13 protein-coding genes are annotated in these 16290 nt (G+C 70.3%); 6 read left to right on the top strand and 7 right to left on the bottom strand.

Going from position 1 to position 16290, the window contains the following annotated elements; genetic code table 11:
- Nucleotides 1-55 precede the first annotated feature (55 nt).
- Nucleotides 56-829 (top strand): class I SAM-dependent methyltransferase, encoded by a 774-nt coding sequence (locus LR393_RS04380; RefSeq protein WP_231481750.1) that lies wholly within the window; start codon nucleotides 56-58, stop codon nucleotides 827-829.
- Between the two features lie 176 nt (nucleotides 830-1005).
- Here LR393_RS04380 and pgl read toward each other — a convergent pair whose 3' ends face one another.
- From pgl to tkt, 6 genes are all read right to left on the bottom strand, one after another.
- The gene (gene pgl / locus LR393_RS04385; protein ID WP_231481757.1) at nucleotides 1006-1728 is read right to left on the bottom strand and encodes a 6-phosphogluconolactonase; all 723 of its coding nucleotides are present in this window, start codon (nucleotides 1726-1728) and stop codon (nucleotides 1006-1008) included.
- Nucleotides 1725-2654: a glucose-6-phosphate dehydrogenase assembly protein OpcA gene (locus LR393_RS04390; RefSeq protein WP_231481759.1), complete on the bottom strand. Its 930-nt coding sequence runs from the start codon at nucleotides 2652-2654 to the stop codon at nucleotides 1725-1727. Before LR393_RS04390 ends, pgl begins: the two co-directional genes overlap by 4 nt.
- Nucleotides 2651-4195: a glucose-6-phosphate dehydrogenase gene (gene zwf, locus LR393_RS04395; RefSeq protein ID WP_331282902.1), complete on the bottom strand. Its 1545-nt coding sequence runs from the start codon at nucleotides 4193-4195 to the stop codon at nucleotides 2651-2653. Before zwf ends, LR393_RS04390 begins: the two co-directional genes overlap by 4 nt.
- A gap of 174 nt (nucleotides 4196-4369) precedes the next feature.
- Nucleotides 4370-6007 carry a glucose-6-phosphate isomerase gene (locus LR393_RS04400; protein WP_345718919.1) on the bottom strand — a complete coding sequence of 546 codons (1638 nt, stop codon included), beginning with the start codon at nucleotides 6005-6007 and terminating at the stop codon, nucleotides 4370-4372.
- A gap of 38 nt (nucleotides 6008-6045) precedes the next feature.
- Entirely contained in the window at nucleotides 6046-7167 is a 1122-nt protein-coding gene (tal, locus tag LR393_RS04405) for a transaldolase (protein WP_231481764.1), read from the bottom strand.
- Nucleotides 7168-7296: 129 nt separating this feature from the next.
- Nucleotides 7297-9408, bottom strand: a complete 2112-nt coding sequence (tkt, locus tag LR393_RS04410; protein ID WP_231481766.1) for a transketolase — start codon at nucleotides 9406-9408, stop codon at nucleotides 7297-7299.
- A 353-nt stretch (nucleotides 9409-9761) separates the two neighbouring features.
- On the opposite strand from tkt, the gene LR393_RS04415 reads away from it, so the two are divergent.
- From LR393_RS04415 to LR393_RS04425, 3 genes are all read left to right on the top strand, one after another.
- Nucleotides 9762-10808, top strand: a complete 1047-nt coding sequence (locus LR393_RS04415; protein ID WP_407937288.1) for a heme o synthase — start codon at nucleotides 9762-9764, stop codon at nucleotides 10806-10808.
- Nucleotides 10809-10891: 83 nt separating this feature from the next.
- Nucleotides 10892-11788, top strand: a complete 897-nt coding sequence (locus tag LR393_RS04420) for an LLM class F420-dependent oxidoreductase (RefSeq protein ID WP_231481770.1) — start codon at nucleotides 10892-10894, stop codon at nucleotides 11786-11788.
- A 127-nt stretch (nucleotides 11789-11915) separates the two neighbouring features.
- A complete protein-coding gene (locus LR393_RS04425) occupies nucleotides 11916-14381 on the top strand; it encodes an EAL domain-containing protein (protein ID WP_231481772.1) in 2466 nt (821 codons plus the stop codon).
- Between the two features lie 121 nt (nucleotides 14382-14502).
- Here the strand turns inward: LR393_RS04425 and LR393_RS04430 are convergent, their stop codons facing one another.
- Complete coding sequence (locus LR393_RS04430) at nucleotides 14503-14868, bottom strand: DoxX family protein (RefSeq protein ID WP_231481773.1); 366 nt, start codon at nucleotides 14866-14868, stop codon at nucleotides 14503-14505.
- A gap of 110 nt (nucleotides 14869-14978) precedes the next feature.
- On the opposite strand from LR393_RS04430, the gene LR393_RS04435 reads away from it, so the two are divergent.
- The gene (locus tag LR393_RS04435) at nucleotides 14979-15350 is read left to right on the top strand and encodes a winged helix-turn-helix transcriptional regulator (RefSeq protein WP_231481777.1); all 372 of its coding nucleotides are present in this window, start codon (nucleotides 14979-14981) and stop codon (nucleotides 15348-15350) included.
- 12 nt (nucleotides 15351-15362) lie between these two features.
- Nucleotides 15363-16256, top strand: coding sequence for an aminoglycoside phosphotransferase family protein (locus LR393_RS04440; protein WP_231481778.1), 894 nt, complete (start codon nucleotides 15363-15365; stop codon nucleotides 16254-16256).
- Nucleotides 16257-16290 lie beyond the last annotated feature (34 nt).

The following is a 16290-nucleotide window of genomic DNA, read 5'->3' on the forward strand; positions in this document are numbered from 1 at the left end:
CATGCCATGCCCGGTGAAAACGTCCGGTCCGTCGCTGTTCGACTACGATGAGTGTGTGCCCGGCCCCCTGCACTTCGACGCCCACGCCGCGCTCTACGACCGCGGTCGGCCGCCCTACCCCGACCAATTGTGGACGTGTCTGGGCTCCCACGGCTGGCTCTCGCCCGGCGGGCGGGTGGTCGAGCTGGGAGCGGGGAGCGGTCTGGCCACCCGCCGGTTGCTCGCCGCCGGCGCGCGGGTCACGGCTGTCGAACCCGGCCCCGCGCTCGCGGGACTGCTGCGCGAGCGGTGCCCTGATGCGTCCATCATTCTGGGCACTGCCGAGGAGACGGGACTGGACGAGAGCGCTTTCGATCTGGCCGTCATCGCCACCGCGGTGCACTGGCTCGATCTCGGGCTGGTTCTGCCGAAACTGCACGCCGCACTGACTCCCGGCGGGCATCTGGCGGTGTGGCGCAACGCCTTCGGTGATCCCTCGGTGTCGCTGACGCCGTTCCGCGAGCGGGTCGCCCAGGTCGTGGACCGCCGGCCGCCGGGCCCGCCGCGCTCCGGTCCGGGGGAGCTGGCGACCGCGGCCTGGGCCGATGCTCTGGAGGCGGGTGGGTACTTCGAGCGGGTCCTGGTCGAGGAGTTCGCCTGGGCGATCACGCTCGACCGCTCCCAGGTGCGCGACCTGTTCACGACCTTCAGCGACTGGAGTGCGGCCGAGGCGGACGAGGTGGCCCGGTCCGTGGACGATCTCGGCGGGCGGGTGGTGGAGCACTACCGCACGCCACTGGTCGTGCTCCGGCGGACGGGGCACGTCCCGTCCGCCGGGAATACGTTTTAGGCCAGGGCCTTTCGCAGGATCGGGGTCGGCCGGTCGGCGATCAGCCGGTGGCCCAGGTCGTATCCCGCTGTTCGGCCGGGGTTTCGTGGCCGAGTGGGTGGGTCGTGCCGGGGGCGAACGGTGGACGATGTCTCGTCCACCGTTCGCAGCGGTCGGAGCGGTGGTCGGAGCAGTGGTCAGAGCTGGGAAGCGGCTGCCCGGTCGAGCAGCCACAGCGTGCGCTCGGTGCCCCGCACCGCACCGGCGGGCAGGTCCGCACCGCGCAGGGCCTGGGACACGGCCTCGGCCTTGCCCTCGCCACCGGCGAGCAGCCAGACCTGACGGGCCGCACCGATGGCACCCAGCGTCAGTGAGATCCGCTCCGGCGGGGGCTTCGGCGACTCGCGCACGGCGATCGCCGTGCCCTCCGTCACCGCGTAGCCGGGGTGACCCGGGAACAGTGAGGCCACGTGGCCGTCCGGGCCGACGCCGAGCATGAGCACGTCGAAGGCCGGCACGGTGCCGTCGGAGGAGGCCGTGGCCAGCTCCGAGGTGTAGGCGGCGGCCGCTGCGTCCAGGTCGAGACCACCATCGCTGGCGGCCATCACGTGCACCCGCTTCGGCTCCAGCGGCAGCGCGTCCAGCAGGTACCCGCGGGCCTGCACCTCGTTGCGCTCGGCGTCGCCGGCGGGCAGGAACCGCTCGTCGCCCCACCAGAGGTCGACACGGCTCCAGTCCACGGTGTCGCGGGCCGGTGAGCTCGCGACGGCCTTGAGCAGCGCGCCGCCGTTCGAGCCGCCGGTGAGCACGACGTGCGCCACACCCCGGGCGTTCTGGGCGTCGCTGATCGCGGTGATCAGCCGGGCCGCCGTGGCGATGGCCAGCTGCTCGCCGTCGGCGAAGACGAAACGCTCGCTCATACGGTGGCCCCTTGCGTGAGACGGGGCATGCCCTTGGTCAGGACGTCGCTGAACAGCTCGTCCTCTTCGAGCCGGCGCAGTTCCTCGATCAGGCAGTCCACGTCGGTACGGCGGTGCAGCGCCACCCGGCGCACGGGCTGGCCGGGCTGGGTCATGGTGGCAACCGTGCCGTCCTCCCGCACGATCGAGATGTCACCGGACGCGCGGGTCAGCGTGACGCCGACCATGCCGGTGCCGGCGTCGGTGTGCTCGATCGTGACCGGGCACTCCAGCGCGTAGGCCAGCCAGGCGGCCATCAGCTCGACGCTCGGCTTGTCCTTCGCACCCCGCACGACCGCGGAGGTGACCTCCTCGTACGGCGGCTGGTCGAGCGCCGCCGCGAGCAGCGCCCGCCAGCGGGTGAGGCGGCTCCAGGACAGGTCGGTGGTGCCCGGGGCGGTGACCGAGGCCAGCTGGGTCAGGGCCGCGAGCGGGTCGGCCGCCCTGGAGGAGTCGACGATGCGGCGGGTGGCCATGGTGCCGATGCGCTCGTTCACCGGGTCGGCCGGGGGCTCACCGGCCCACCAGACCACGACCGGCGCGTCCGGCAGCAGCAGCGGGGTGACCAGGGCCGAGCCGTGGTTGGCGAGCTCACCGAACAGGCGCAGCACCACGACCTCGGCGGCCCCGGCGTCACCGCCGACCCGGATCTGCGCGTCTAGCCGGGAGTCGCCGTCGGTGGAACCGCGCACGATCACCAGGACCCGGGAGGGGTGCTCCCGGCTGGCGTCGTTCGCGGTGCCGATGGCGTCGTCGGAGCCGGACTCGTCGGTGACCAGGATCAGCGTGAGCACGCGACCCTGGGCGACCGCGCCGCTCTCGCTGCGGGCCTCGACCAGCCGCTTGCTGATCTCGTTGGTGGTGGTGTTCGGCAGGTCGACGATCACGGGACCCTCCAGCTGCGTCCGTCGCGGGAAAGCATGTCGTGGGCCGAGGCCGGGCCCCACTGACCGGGGTAGTAGGCCTCGGGCTGCTTGCCGGCGCTCTCCCAGTGCTTGGTGAAGGGGTCGAGGATCTTCCAGGAGAGCTCGACCTCCTCGTGCCGGGGGAACAGCGGCGGGTCGCCGAGCAGGACGTCGAGGATGAGCCGCTCGTAGGCCTCGGGGGAGGACTCGGTGAACGACTCGCCGTAGCTCATGTCCATGCTGACGTCGCGCACCTCCATCGCCGTACCGGGCACCTTGGACCCGAAACGGATGGTGACGCCCTCGTCGGGCTGCACGCGGATCACGATGGCATTCTGGCCCAGCTCACCGGTCGCGGTGTTGTCGAACGGCAGGAACGGGGCCCGCTTGAACACCACGGCGATCTCGGTGACGCGGCGGCCCAGGCGCTTGCCGGCCCGCAGGTAGAACGGCACCCCGGCCCAGCGGCGGGTGTCGATGTCCAGGCGCAGCGCGGCGAAGGTCTCGGTGATCGAGTCGGGCGCGATGCCGTCTTCCTCGAGGAAGCCGTTGACCGCCTCGTTGCCCTGGTAGCCCTTCGAGTACTGCCCGCGGGCGGCCGCCGAGTCCAGGTCGATGGGCACGCGCACCGCGGACAGCACCTTCTCCTTCTCCGCGCGCAGATCCTTGGCGTCGAAGGAGATGGGCTCCTCCATCGCGGTCAGCGCGAGCAGCTGGAGCAGGTGGTTCTGGATCACGTCACGGGCCGCGCCGATGCCGTCGTAGTAACCGGCCCGGCCGCCGATCCCGATGTCCTCCGCCATCGTGATCTGCACGTGGTCCACGTAGTGGGCGTTCCAGATCGGCTCCCACAGCTGGTTCGCGAAGCGCAGCGCCAGCAGGTTCTGGACCGTCTCCTTGCCCAGGTAGTGGTCGATGCGGAACACCGAGTCGGGCGGGAACACCGACTCCACGACCTCGTTCAGCTCGCGGGCGCTCTCGAGGTCGTGCCCGAAGGGCTTCTCGATCACCACACGGCGCCAGGAGTCGCCGTCCTGCCGGGACAGGCCGGAGCGGGCCAGCTGCTTGGTCACCACCGGGAAGGCGCCCGGCGGGATGGACAGGTAGAAACCGTAGTTGCCACCGATGCCGCGCGTCGTGTCCAGCTCGGCCAGGACCTCGGCGAGCCGGTCGAACGCGGCGTCGTCGTCGAAGTTGCCCTGCACGAAGCGCAGGCCTTCCGCCAGCTGTTCCCACACCTCGGCGCGGAACGGCGTGCGGGCGTAGCGGCTCACCGACGACCGGACCTGCTCGGCGAAGTCGGCGTCGGACCAGTCCCGGCGGCCGTAGCCGACCAGGGAGAAGCCCGGCGGCAGCAGACCGCGGTTGAACAGGTCGTAGATGGCCGGCATCAGCTTCTTGCGGGCCAGGTCGCCGGTGACCCCGAACATCACCAGGCCGCTGGGCCCCGCGATCCTGGGGAGCCTGCGGTCACGGTCGTCGCGCAGCGGATTCTCGCTGGCACTCACCCGGGTCGGGCTCACCGTTGTTCCTTTCAGAGCTGACAGATCGAAAATGGTGGACGCCGGTCACGTCGGCGTACGCACGTACTGGGGGCCAAGTCCAAGCAGGCGCCCGGCATTCCCGTCACCTACACGCGAAGGGTGGTTCTGCTGGTCCGGGGACCAGCAGAACCACCCTTCGCCGGGCACTGGTGACTACCTGCTGAGCACCTGGATCAGCTGGGCCAGCCCGGCCTTACGGTCGGTCAGGTGCAGGCGCAGCACCGGACGGTCGTGCTCGGCGAGCACGGTGGCGTCACCGGCGGCCTGGGCCGAGATGAGCTGACCGAAGGTGAACGGCCGGTCCGGGATCTCCAGGTCGTCCGCGGAGTCCGCGGTGATCTGGAGGTAGACCCCGACCGGGGCGCCACCCTTGTGGAACTGCCCGGTGGAGTGCAGGAACCGCGGTCCCCACCCGAAGGTGACGGGGCGGCTCGTGTGCTTCGCCAGGGCGTCGCGCACCTGCGCCAGCTCGCTCTCGGCGAGCCGGTCGAGGTAGGCCATGACGGCCAGGTAGCCGCGGCCCGGCAGCTGCGCGAGCAGTGCGTCCACGGCCGCCTCGACGGTGGTGGCACCCTGGAGAAGGCCGGGAGTGGCCCGGATCTCGATGCCACCGTCGACGGCCTCGGCCGCCTCCGGCTCGGGACGGGCGTCGAGCATGCCGCGCGCGGCGGCCTTGGCGCTCTCCACGTCGGGCTGGTCGAACGGGTTGATCCCGATCAGGCGCCCGGCCACCACGGTGGCGTACTCCCAGAGCAGCATCTGCGCTCCGAGAGGTCCGTTCACCGTGACGGCGGCAGCGGCGGAGGAGTCGGAGGGCGCCGTGGTGGCGTCCGAACCGACCGGTGCCAGCCGCACCACGACCGTGTCGTCACCGGGGGTGGTGACGTCGGCCGCCGTGGGGGAGGCGACGACCGGTAGCAGGCCGGTGCCTTCCTTGCCCGTGGACTCGGCGATCAGCTGCTCGACCCAGTCGCCGAAACCGCTGATGCCCGAGCCGTAGTCGGCGAAGACGGTCTTGTCGCGGAAGCCGCCCGAGGGAGCCGGCGAGCCACCGATGACGGCGCCCAGCACCAGACCCGGGTTGGCCTCGATGTCCTCGGCCAGCTGGTCGCTGACCCCGGCCGCCTCGTCGAGCAGCCGGCCGATGTCCGCCCCGGCCAGACCGGACGGCACCAGGCCGAACGCGGTCAGCGCCGAGTAACGGCCGCCGATGGTCGGGTCGGCCTGGAAGATCGCCCGGTAACCGGCCTCCTGGGATGCCTTCTCCAGCGGCGAGCCCGGGTCGGTGACCACGACGATGCGGCTCTTGGCGTCGATGCCGGCCTTGGTGAAGGCCTCTTCGAAGATCCGGCGCTGGCTGTCGGTCTCGAGCGTGCCCCCGGACTTGCTGGAGACCACGATCACCGTGCGCTCCAGCTCGACCAGGGCGGCGCGGACCTGACCGGGATCGGTCGAGTCGAGCACCACCAGGTCGACGCCCGCGGTCTGGGTGATGACCTCGGGAGCCAGCGACGAACCGCCCATGCCGCACAGCACGACCCGGTCGACACCCTCGGCGAGCAGCTCGGCCCGCAGGGTCTCGATCGGCTCGACCAGCGGCCGGGAGGTATCGGCCAGGCCGACCCAGCCCAGCCGGACGGAGGCCTCGGAGACCGCGGCCTCGCCCCACAGGGTGGGGTCCTTGGCCAGGATCCGGGAGGCCACCTTGTCGGCGACCAGGGTGGCGAGGTGCTTCTCGACCGCCTTCAGCGCGTCCGGTCCGGCCGGGGTGACGGTGACGTCAGCGGCCACGTCGTCGGCGGGCCAGACGTCCGACGGGCTGCCCTCGCTCACTCGGACACCCGGGCCTTGGCCCGCTCGAGCTCGTCGGTGACGGAACCGAGCAGCTCGCCCCAGCTCTTCTCGAACTTGTCCAGGCCCTCGACCTCGAGCAGGTTCACCACGTCGTTGTAGTCGACGCCGGCGTTCGCCAGGGCGTCCATCGTGGCGGTGGCGGCGGCGTAGGAGCCGGTCACCGTGTCACCGGTGATGACGCCGTGGTCGAAGGTCGCCTCGAGCGTGGCGCCCGGCATGGTGTTGACCGTGTCCTTGGCGACCAGCTCGGTCACGTACAGGGTGTCGGGCAGCTTGGGGTCCTTCACGCCGGTGGAGGCCCACAGCGGACGCTGCACGTTGGCACCGGCCGCGGCCAGCTCGCTCCAGCGGGCGGTCGCGACGGACTCCTCGAACGCCTGGTAGGCGAGCTGGGCGTTGGCCAGGCCGGCCTTGCTCTTCAGGGCCAGGGCCTCGTCCGTGCCGACCGCGGTCAGGCGCTTGTCGATCTCGGTGTCCACGCGGGACACGAAGAAGGAGGCGACGGAACGGATGGTGGAGAGGTCGATGCCCTTGGCCTTGGCCTGCTCCAGGCCGGCCAGGTAGGCGTCGATGACGGCGCGGTAGCGCTCGAGGCTGAAGATCAGCGTGACGTTGACGCTGATGCCCTCGCCGATCACGGCGGTGATCGCGGGCAGGCCCTCGACGCTCGCCGGGATCTTGATCATGGCGTTGGCGCGGTCGACGGTCGCCCAGAGCTTCTTGGCGCTGTCGATCGTGCCGTCGGTGTCACGGGCCAGACGCGGGTCGACCTCGATGGACACCCGGCCGTCCTGGCCCTTGCTGCTGTCGAACAGCGGCTTGAAGACGTCGCAGGCGCTGCGCACGTCGTCGGTCGTGATCTCGAAGACCGCGAGGTCGACGTCCGCGTTGTTCTTGGCCAGGGTGTCGACCTGGTCCTGGTAACGGTCACCCTTGGAGAGGGCGTTCGCGAAGATCGTGGGGTTGGTGGTGACCCCGACGACGCCGCGCTCGTCGATCAGCTTCTGCAGGTCGCCGCTCTCCAGCAGCTCACGGGAGAGGTCGTCGAGCCAGACCGAGACGCCGTGGGCGGCAAGGTCTTTCGTAGCGTTGGACAAGATGTGCCTCCTGTTGCGGTCGCCGTGCGGCGTCCGCACGGCTCATCGTCGAAACCGGCCCGGCCGCCTGGGACTGCGTCGGCACAGGCGGCGGGCCGGGTGGTACTGGTCGTGCTGGTCTTTCGAGGATCAGGCCTCGGTGCCGCGCAGGCTGTCCTTGGCGGCGTTCACCACGGCCTCGGAAGTGATGCCGTACTCCTGGTAGATCCGCTTGTAGTCGGCGGAGGCGCCGTAGGTCTCGACGGAGATGCTGCGGCCGGCGTCGCCGACGAAGTCGCGCCAGCCGAGGGCCAGACCGGCCTCGACCGAGACACGGGCCTTCACTGTGTGGGGCAGGACGCTCGCCTTGTAGTTGGCGTCCTGCTCGTTGAACCACTCGACGCACGGCATCGATACCACGCGGGTCGGGATTCCCTCGGCCTGCAGGGTCGCCCGGGCCTCGACGGCGAGCTGGAGCTCGGAACCGGTACCGATGAGGACGACCTTCGGGTCGCCGCCGTCGGCCTCGGCCAGGATGTACCCACCGCGCGCCACGCCCTCGGGGCCGTTGAAGCCGGGGGCGTCACGGTCGAAGGTGGGGAGGTTCTGGCGGGACAGGATCAGGCCGACCGGGCCGGAGTTGCGCTCCAGCAACGTACGCCACGCCCACGCCGTCTCGTTGGCGTCACCGGGACGCACGATCGAGAGGTTCGGGATCGCGCGCAGGGCGGCCAGGTGCTCGACCGGCTGGTGGGTCGGGCCGTCCTCGCCCAGACCGATGGAGTCGTGGGTCCAGACGTAGGTGACCGGGATGTTCATCAGCGACGTGAGCCGGACGGCGCCCCGCATGTAGTCGCTGAACTGCAGGAAGGTACCGCCGTAGGGGCGGGTGTTCCCGTGCAGGCGGATACCGGCCAGGATCGAGCCCATGGCGTGCTCGCGGATGCCGAAGTGCAGCGTGCGGCCGTACGGGTTACCGGTCCAGGTCTCCGTCGAACGGTGCGACGGGATGAAGGACGGCTCGCCCTTCATCGTGGTGTTGTTGGACTCGGCCAGGTCGGCCGAGCCGCCCCATAGCTCGGGCAGCACCGGGGCCAGGGCGTCGAGGACGGCGCCGGAGGCCTTGCGCGTCGAGACGTCCTTGCCGGCCGGGAAGGACGGCAGCGCGCTCTCCCAGCCATCGGGCAGACGCCCGGCGGCCAGACGCTCGTGCAGCGAGGCCTGCTCGGGGTTCGCGGCTTCCCACTTCTTGAAGCCCTCGAGCCACTGCGTCTTCAGGGCCGCACCACGGTCGACCGCGCCGCGGACATGCTTGAACACCTCGGGCTCGACGATGAAGTCCTGGTCGGTCGGGAAACCGAGCAGCTCCTTCGTGGCCTTGATCTCGTCCAGGCCGAGCGCGGAACCGTGCGAGCCGCCGGTGCCCTGCTTGGTCGGGGCCGGCCACGCGATGATCGTGCGCAGCAGGATGATCGACGGCTTCGAGGTCTCGGCCTTGGCCGCCTCGAGCGCGTCGTGGAGGGCCTGGGCGTCTTCGACGTACTCGCCGGTGACGGTCCAGTCCACCTTCTGCACGTGCCAGTGGTACGCCTCGTACCGCTTGGCGACGTCCTCGGTGAAGGCGATGTCGGTGTCGTCCTCGATGGAGATGTGGTTCTGGTCGTAGATCACGACCAGGTTGCCCAGCTCCTGGTGACCGGCGATCGACGAGGCCTCGGCGGTGACGCCTTCCTGCAGGTCACCGTCGGACGCGATCACGAAGATGTTGTGGTCGAACGGGCTGGTGCCCGGGGCGGCCTCGGGGTCGAACAGGCCACGCTCGCGACGGGCGGCCATCGCCATGCCCACGGCGGAGGCGAGGCCCTGGCCCAGCGGGCCGGTGGTGATCTCGACGCCGGCCGTGTGGCCGTACTCCGGGTGGCCCGGGGTCAGCGAGCCCCAGGTGCGCAGCGCCTTCAGGTCTTCCAGCTCGAGGCCGTAGCCGGCCAGGAAGAGCTGGACGTACTGCGTGATGCTGGAGTGCCCGGCGGAGAGCACGAACCGGTCCCGGCCGACCCAGTTCGGGTCCTGCGGGTCGTGCTTCATGACCTTCTGATAGAGCATGTAGGCCGCGGGGGCGAGGCTCATGGCCGTGCCGGGGTGCCCGTTGCCGACCTTCTGCACCGCGTCCGCGGCGAGCAGGCGCACGGTGTCCACCGCGCGCTTGTCCAGGTCGGTCCATTCGAACCTGTCGTTGGCGCTTGTTGCCGCGGTGTCTGTCACGACGATCCAGATCCTTCCCTTGCATGGTCTTCTCAAATCGAGCCTAGACCCGGCAGGTATACCCAGCCGTTCCAGACGCGGGTGAACTCTTGCAGGTGAGCTGGCACCGTTGGTGTCCGGACAGATTTTACGTCAGCCCGACGACAACGAGGTCACGAGGGGTGGGTGTGACATCCGCCCGCTGACCGTTTCGGAACGCAGGCGCCCGTCCTGAACTGCGCAGACACCGCGATCGCGGATCGCCCCGGCGCATCACTAGGGTTACCCGGACGTTCTGCCGAGCTTCTGAAAGGGTTACGGGGTGCCGCGTCGGAAGAGCCGAGGGCCCCGCGTAGAGTGACGACCGTCCGAATCTGAACATCGAGGGAATTGTGACTGCAGTCGAACCTCGCCCGGCACCGGCCTCGGGGCTGACGGCGCCGCCAACGCATGTCCCGACCGTGCCCGCGCTGAGGGCCGCCTTCCCGGAACTGACGGGTGAGAGCGAGCTCTTCCTCGTCCGCGCCAGACGCAGCCTCACGATGCGCCGCACGGTGCTCGCCTACGTCGCGCTGACCAAGCCCCGCATCATCGAACTGCTGCTCGTCACCACCGTGCCGGCGATGATGCTCGCCGAGCGGGGCGTGCCGTCGCTGTGGCTGGTCCTCGCCACCCTGTTCGGGGGGTCCCTGGCCGCGGGCAGTGCCAACGCGCTGAACATGTACATCGACCGCGACATCGACGCGGAGATGAAGCGCACCGGCAACCGCCCGCTGGTGACCGGTGAGGTGAGCCCCCGCGGCGCCCTCACCTTCGGGCTGGCCCTGGGCGCGATCTCCGTCGTGGTGCTGGCCGTGCTGGTCAACGTGCTCTCGGCGCTGCTCGGCCTGGCGGCCATCCTGCTGTACGTCGTGGGTTACACGATGATCCTGAAACGCCGCACCCCGCAGAACATCGTGTGGGGCGGCGTGGCGGGCTGCCTGCCCACGCTGATCGGCTGGTCGGCCGTCACGAACAGCCTCGACTGGGCCCCGTTCGTACTGTTCGGCATCGTCTTCCTGTGGACCCCGCCGCACTACTGGCCGCTGTCCATCAAGTACCGCGAGGACTACGCCAAGGCCGGCGTGCCGATGCTGCCCGTGGTCGCCGACCCGGTCGTGGTCGGCCGGCAGATCGTCATCTACTCGTGGGCCATGGTGCTCTGGTCGTTCCTGCTGATCCCGGCCGCCGACACCGGCTGGCTCTACACGATCGGCGCGGTCCTGTCCGGTGGGTACTTCCTGCTGGAGGCGCACCGGCTGTACGGCCGGGCCAAGCGGCAGGAGGCCGAGCTCAAGCCGATGCGGCTGTTCCACGGCTCGATCACCTACCTGACCGTGGTCTTCCTGGCGGTCGCGCTCGACCCGCTGCTGCACTTCTGAGCCATGTCTCACGGCGGGGCCGGATCACTTCTCGGTGTTCCGGCCCCGCCGCCTTTTGTCCCCGGCCTGGCATCCTGGCGCCTATGCGAATCGGACTTCAGGTGCCCAAATTCACCTGGGACGGTGGCCGCGCGGAGATCGGGAAGACGTTCGGGCGGATCGCCCGCGACGCCGATCAGGCGGGGCTGTCGAGTCTCTGGGTGATGGACCACTTCTTCCAGATCTTCGGCGCCCCGGAAGGGGAGATGCTCGAGGCCTACACCGCGCTGGGCTACGCGGCCGCCCTGACCGAGCGGATCACGCTCGGCACGCTGGTGACGGGCGTGACGTACCGGCACCCGGGCCTGCTGATCAAGACCGTCACCACGCTCGACGTGCTCTCCGGGGGCCGGGCCTGCCTCGGGATCGGCGCGGCCTGGAACGAGGAGGAACACCGGGGTCTCGGGGTGCCCTATCCCCCGACGGCCGAGCGGTTCGAGCGGCTGGAGGAGACGCTGCAGATCGCGCACCGGATGTGGGACGGCGACGAGAGCCCCTTCGAGGGCAAGTACTACCGGCTGGAACGGCCCCTGAACCACCCGCCGGCCGTGAACCGGCCGAAGATCCTCATCGGTGGTGGCGGCGAGAAGAAGACCCTGCGCCTGCTCGCCCGGTACGGCGACGCCGGCAACCTGTTCGACGGTCCGGACCCGGCCGTGATCCCGCACAAGCTCGCCGTGCTGCGGGGGCACTGCGAAGCGGTCGGCCGGGACTACGCGCAGATCCACAAGACCGTGCTGAGCAACCTGTTCCTCACCCGGGACGGCGCGGCCGAGGGCAGCCAGACCCCGGAGCAGGCTGTCGAGCGGCTGGCGAGACTGGGCGAGCTCGGGGTGGACGAGGTCATCGTCAACAGCCGGGTGGTGTCGAGGCCCGGGGTGTTCGACCTCTTCGCCGAGGTGGCGGACGGTCTGGCCGGGGTCGTGCCCGCGGGGCGCTGAGGTTCCTGCCGCTGCGTGCACACATCGCCGGTCGCCGCTGGGCCGTTCGGTTCAACTGCCCGCGGCCGTGGCAGATCCCGTGACGCTGTGTACTTGATTCGGGTCGGGCCCGGCCGACCTGGTGGGCATGAAGGAGACGACGGGCGTCCTGGCGGCCCGGCCCCTACCGCTCGTCCTCCCTCTTCTGGGGCTTCTCACGCTGGTCGTCATGGCCGGTCACCCGGATCTGCAGCCGTGGTTGCTGCTGACCGGGACGTGGGTCGCCGTGGGTACGACGCTCGGTGGAATCGCCTGGTACCGGCCCGCCGAGTGGATCGCCTGGGGCCTGGTCGCGGGAATGCTGGCGTTGTGGGGCGGTGCGGGTCTGGCCGACCTGTTCTTCGGAAGCGGTATGGCGTTCAGTGCGGTGCTGGTGTCGGCGGGACAGGTCTGTGCGGTGGGCGTCGTGGTCCGGCTGTTCTGGATCCGGCGCCGCGGTGAGGGTGCGGGTACGGCGGGAATTGAGGACGCGGGTACTGGCGGTGCGGTTGTCAGCGGTGTAGGTAACAGCGGTGTCGGTAACAGTGGTGCGGGTATTAGCGGTGCGGTGAACAGCGGTGCGGTGAACAGCGGTGCGGCGAACAGCGGTGCGAGTGCGGGTGTCATTGATGTTGCTGGCGGGAAGACACGGTGCATCTCCTTCCCAGGCGCCGTCGAGGAGTTCGGCAGGCGCGGTGACCGGTTGTCCCGGTACGCCGACCTGCTGCTCCTCGTCGGCGTCTTCGGCGTGGTGGTCGCCCAGACGGTGGCGACCGTGCAGGCCCTGCCCCACGGGGTCTCGGTCACGGCCGCGGTCGTCCCGGTCGTGGACGTGGTGCTCGGCGGTCTGCTGGTGCGGTTCCTGATCTCCCGGGACCGGGTGCCACGCAGCATCTTCCTGGGCGTGGCGGCCGCCTTCCTGACTCTCGTCAACGATCTGGTGGTCGTGGTCGGGACGGGTGAGCGGGCCCCGGCGCATGCGCTGTTCGGCCGGGTGGCGGCCGCGGTCGCCGTCGGGTTGTTCGTCTGGGCCCCGCTGGAACCCTCGATGCGGGCGGCCTTCTCGCCCGCGTCCCTACTTCGTCGTCGTTCCGAGTCGTCGCGCCTGATCGCGCTGATGCCGCTCGCGGTCGTTCCGGTGCTGCTCTACCTGGTGGACGGGGACGACGCCGGCCGGCTGCCCGGCCTGGTCTACGTGCTGACCGGGGTGCTGGTGGCCCTCGTGGCGCTGGTGCGGGGGGCCGCCGCGGTGCTCGACAACGAGCGCCTGATCGAGCGGGACTGGTACACCGGCCTTCTCAACCGCCGCGGGATGGTGCGGGCCTTCCTGGAGCTGAATCCGTCACCGCAGCGGCCCTGGCTGGTGGCCCTCCTCGACATCGACGACTTCAAGCAGGTCAACGACACGTTCGGGCACTACGCGGGTGACGACCTGCTGGTCCAGATCGCCCGCCGGCTGCGCGGTCAGCTCGGGCCCGGCGCGGTCATCGCCCGGCCCGGCGGTGACGAGTTCCTGCTCATGCTCCCGCCCGGCCACCTGCCCGTCGACGCGATCCGCGAGCGGGTGTTCACGGCCCCGTTCACGGTCGCCGGTCACGAGATGCCGGTGCGGGCCAGCTTCGGCGTCACCGAGGTCAGCGTTCCGGGGCGCGACGAGGCCGAGGTGCTGACCGAGGCGGACATCGCCCTCTACTCGGCCAAGGCCGCGGGCCGGAACACCGTGGTGGTGTACGACCCGAAGCAGCGCGAGCAGGTGCTCGGCCGTCAGGCCATGCTCACGGATCTGCGCCGCACGATGGACGGAGACACCACGGCCGGCGTCTTCGAGGTCTACTACCAGCCGCTGGTCGAACTCGGTACCGGCCTGATCACCGGCTGCGAGGCGCTGATGCGCTGGCGGCACGCCGAGCGCGGCCTGGTGCGCCCCGACGACTTCTTCGGTCTGGCCGAGACCTCCGGCCTGGCCGGTGAACTCGACCGCTGGGTGCTGCAGGAGGCGCTCGGCCAGGTCGCCGCCTGGGAGGCCGAGGGCATCGGCTCGATCTACGTCAGCGTGAACCTGGGGCGCACCAGCATGCTCGATCCCCGCCTGGCCGACGCCACGCTGGAGTCACTGGCGTGTGCCGGGGTGCGGGCCTCGCAGCTGCACCTGGAGATCACCGAGCACGACGAACTCCCGCCCGAGGCGGGTGCTCTGGCCCTGGCCCTGCTCACCGAGGCGGGGGTGCGCGTGAGCCTGGACGACTTCGGTATCGGCTACACCTCGCTGGCCTACCTTCACCGCTATCCGGTGCGCCAGCTCAAGCTCGACCGCTCGATCACCTGCAACCTGCAGACCGCGCAGACCTCACCCCTGCTCGAGGGGATCGTGGCCCTGGCCCGCTCGCTCAAGGTCGACGTGGTGGCCGAGGGCATCGAGACCGAGCCCCAGCGCGAGCGCCTGGCCGATCTGGGCATCGCCTACGGCCAGGGCTACCACCTGTGCCGCCCCCAGCCGGCGGCCCTGATGACAACCCTGCTGCGAGAAGCCGGCCCGGCAAAACTGCTCAGAACCCCCGCCCCCATCTTGTCGTGATCATGCAAAACCTCCCCGAAGTTCTAGAACTGTCGCTCTGAGAGTTCTAGAACTCCGGGGAGGTTTTGCATGATCACGGAAGGTTGGGGGGCACCCAGGGCTCAGTGCTCATCCCTACCGCTCAGAGCCACGTCGTTCCCAGCCAGGCTGTCACCACCGCCATCGCCAGCAGCACCAGATTCAGCCCGATCACGCCGGTCTCGCCGCGGGAGAGGTGGGTGACCGTGCCGCCGATCTGGATCAGGGCCAGGCCGATCGCGGCCGCCACCGCGAGGACCGGGGCGATGCCGGTGAGCGGCGGCAGGATCAGGCCGAGGGCACCGAGCACCTCGAGCACGCCGATCGTGCGCACCAGGGGCATGGGCACCGTGTCGACCCAGCCCATCATCGGCATCAGCTGTTCCTGGCTCTGGGTCACCTTCTTCCCTCCGGCGTAGAGGTAGAAGACGGCCAGCAGGCCCGCCAGGATCCAGTAGGCGATGTTCATGACAGCTCCTTGAGCATGACAGTTACCGATCGGAAGTGACAGCATCATGAGGGAGTCAGGGAAGCGTTACAAAAGGCACACGCGTGTGCCTGAGACCCTCGGGAGTGGTCATGTCGGAGTACGGACGCACCTGTCGGATCCGGGGTGACGGCGGGCGCACGCTGCGCGCGGTCCTGGATCGGATCGCCAACAAATGGACCCTTCTCGTGGTCGCGACCATCGACCACGGCCGGCTGCGGTTCACCGACCTGCACCAGCAGATTCCCGGTATCTCGCAGCGCATGCTCACCCTGACTCTGCGCAACCTGGAGCGTGACGGCCTGGTCTCGCGCACGGTGTACGCCGAGGTGCCGCCCCGGGTGGAGTACGAGCTCACCGCGACCGGGCGGAGCCTGATCACTCCCGCCCTGGCCCTGGCCGAATGGGCCGTCGACCACGTCCCGCACATCGAGAAGAGCCGCACCGCCTACGAAGACCGGTGACATGATGGGGGTGTGTCACGAACGCCCGCCTCCGACGTGGAGATCACCGCCGACACGGTGCGGCGGTTGCTGCGCGAGCAGCATACCGACATGGCGCACGAGCCAGTCACCGTGCTCGCGAACGGCTGGGACAACGTCATCGCCCGGGTCGGCGACGATCTCCTGGCCCGCCTTCCCCGTCGTGAGCAGGCCGCGAAACTGGTTCTCGCCGAACAGGCCTGGCTTCCCCAACTGGCCCCGCGCCTGCCGCTCGCGGTTCCCGTGCCGGTGCGCACCGGCGTCCCCACGTCCTTCTACCCCTACTCCTGGAGTCTCACCCCGTGGCTGCCGGGCCGCCCGGTGGTGTCGGGCGACGGCACGAGCGCCGAGATCGACCCGGGGGGAACGGCGCTCGCGCTGGGAGCGTTTCTCGGGGCCCTGCATCACCCCGCGCCGCCGCACGCGCCCACGCACCGGACCCGGGGCGTCCCTCTGCTCGATCGCCGGGAGCTCGACGACCACAACGCGTCCCTCCTGAGCGACACCGGGCATCTGATCGAAGCGCTGGAAGCCGGCCGGTCGGCGAAACCCTGGCCGCACGAGCCGGTCTGGCTGCACGGCGATCTACATCCGGCCAATGTCCTGGTACGGGAGGGGCGGATCGGAGCGGTCATCGACTTCGGAGACGTCACCGCGGGCGATCCGGCCACCGACCTGGCCGTGGCCTGGATGCTCGTCCCGGCGCCGGCCCGGGACGTGTTCTGGGACCAGTACGCGCGGGCTGTGCCCTTTCTCGACGAGACCCGGGTGATCCGGGCCCGGGCCTGGGCCGCCGCGTTCGCCCTGGTCTTCCTCGCGAACTCCGCGGACAACCCGCAGATGGCGGCGATCGGGCGGGCGACCTCCGGTGCGCTGAGGTCAGAATGAGGGACGACGTGGGCCTTTGGGGCCCCAGGCCCCC

The organism is Kineosporia mesophila (assembly GCF_021129235.1).
In the GTDB taxonomy this organism is placed as follows: domain Bacteria; phylum Actinomycetota; class Actinomycetes; order Actinomycetales; family Kineosporiaceae; genus Kineosporia; species Kineosporia mesophila.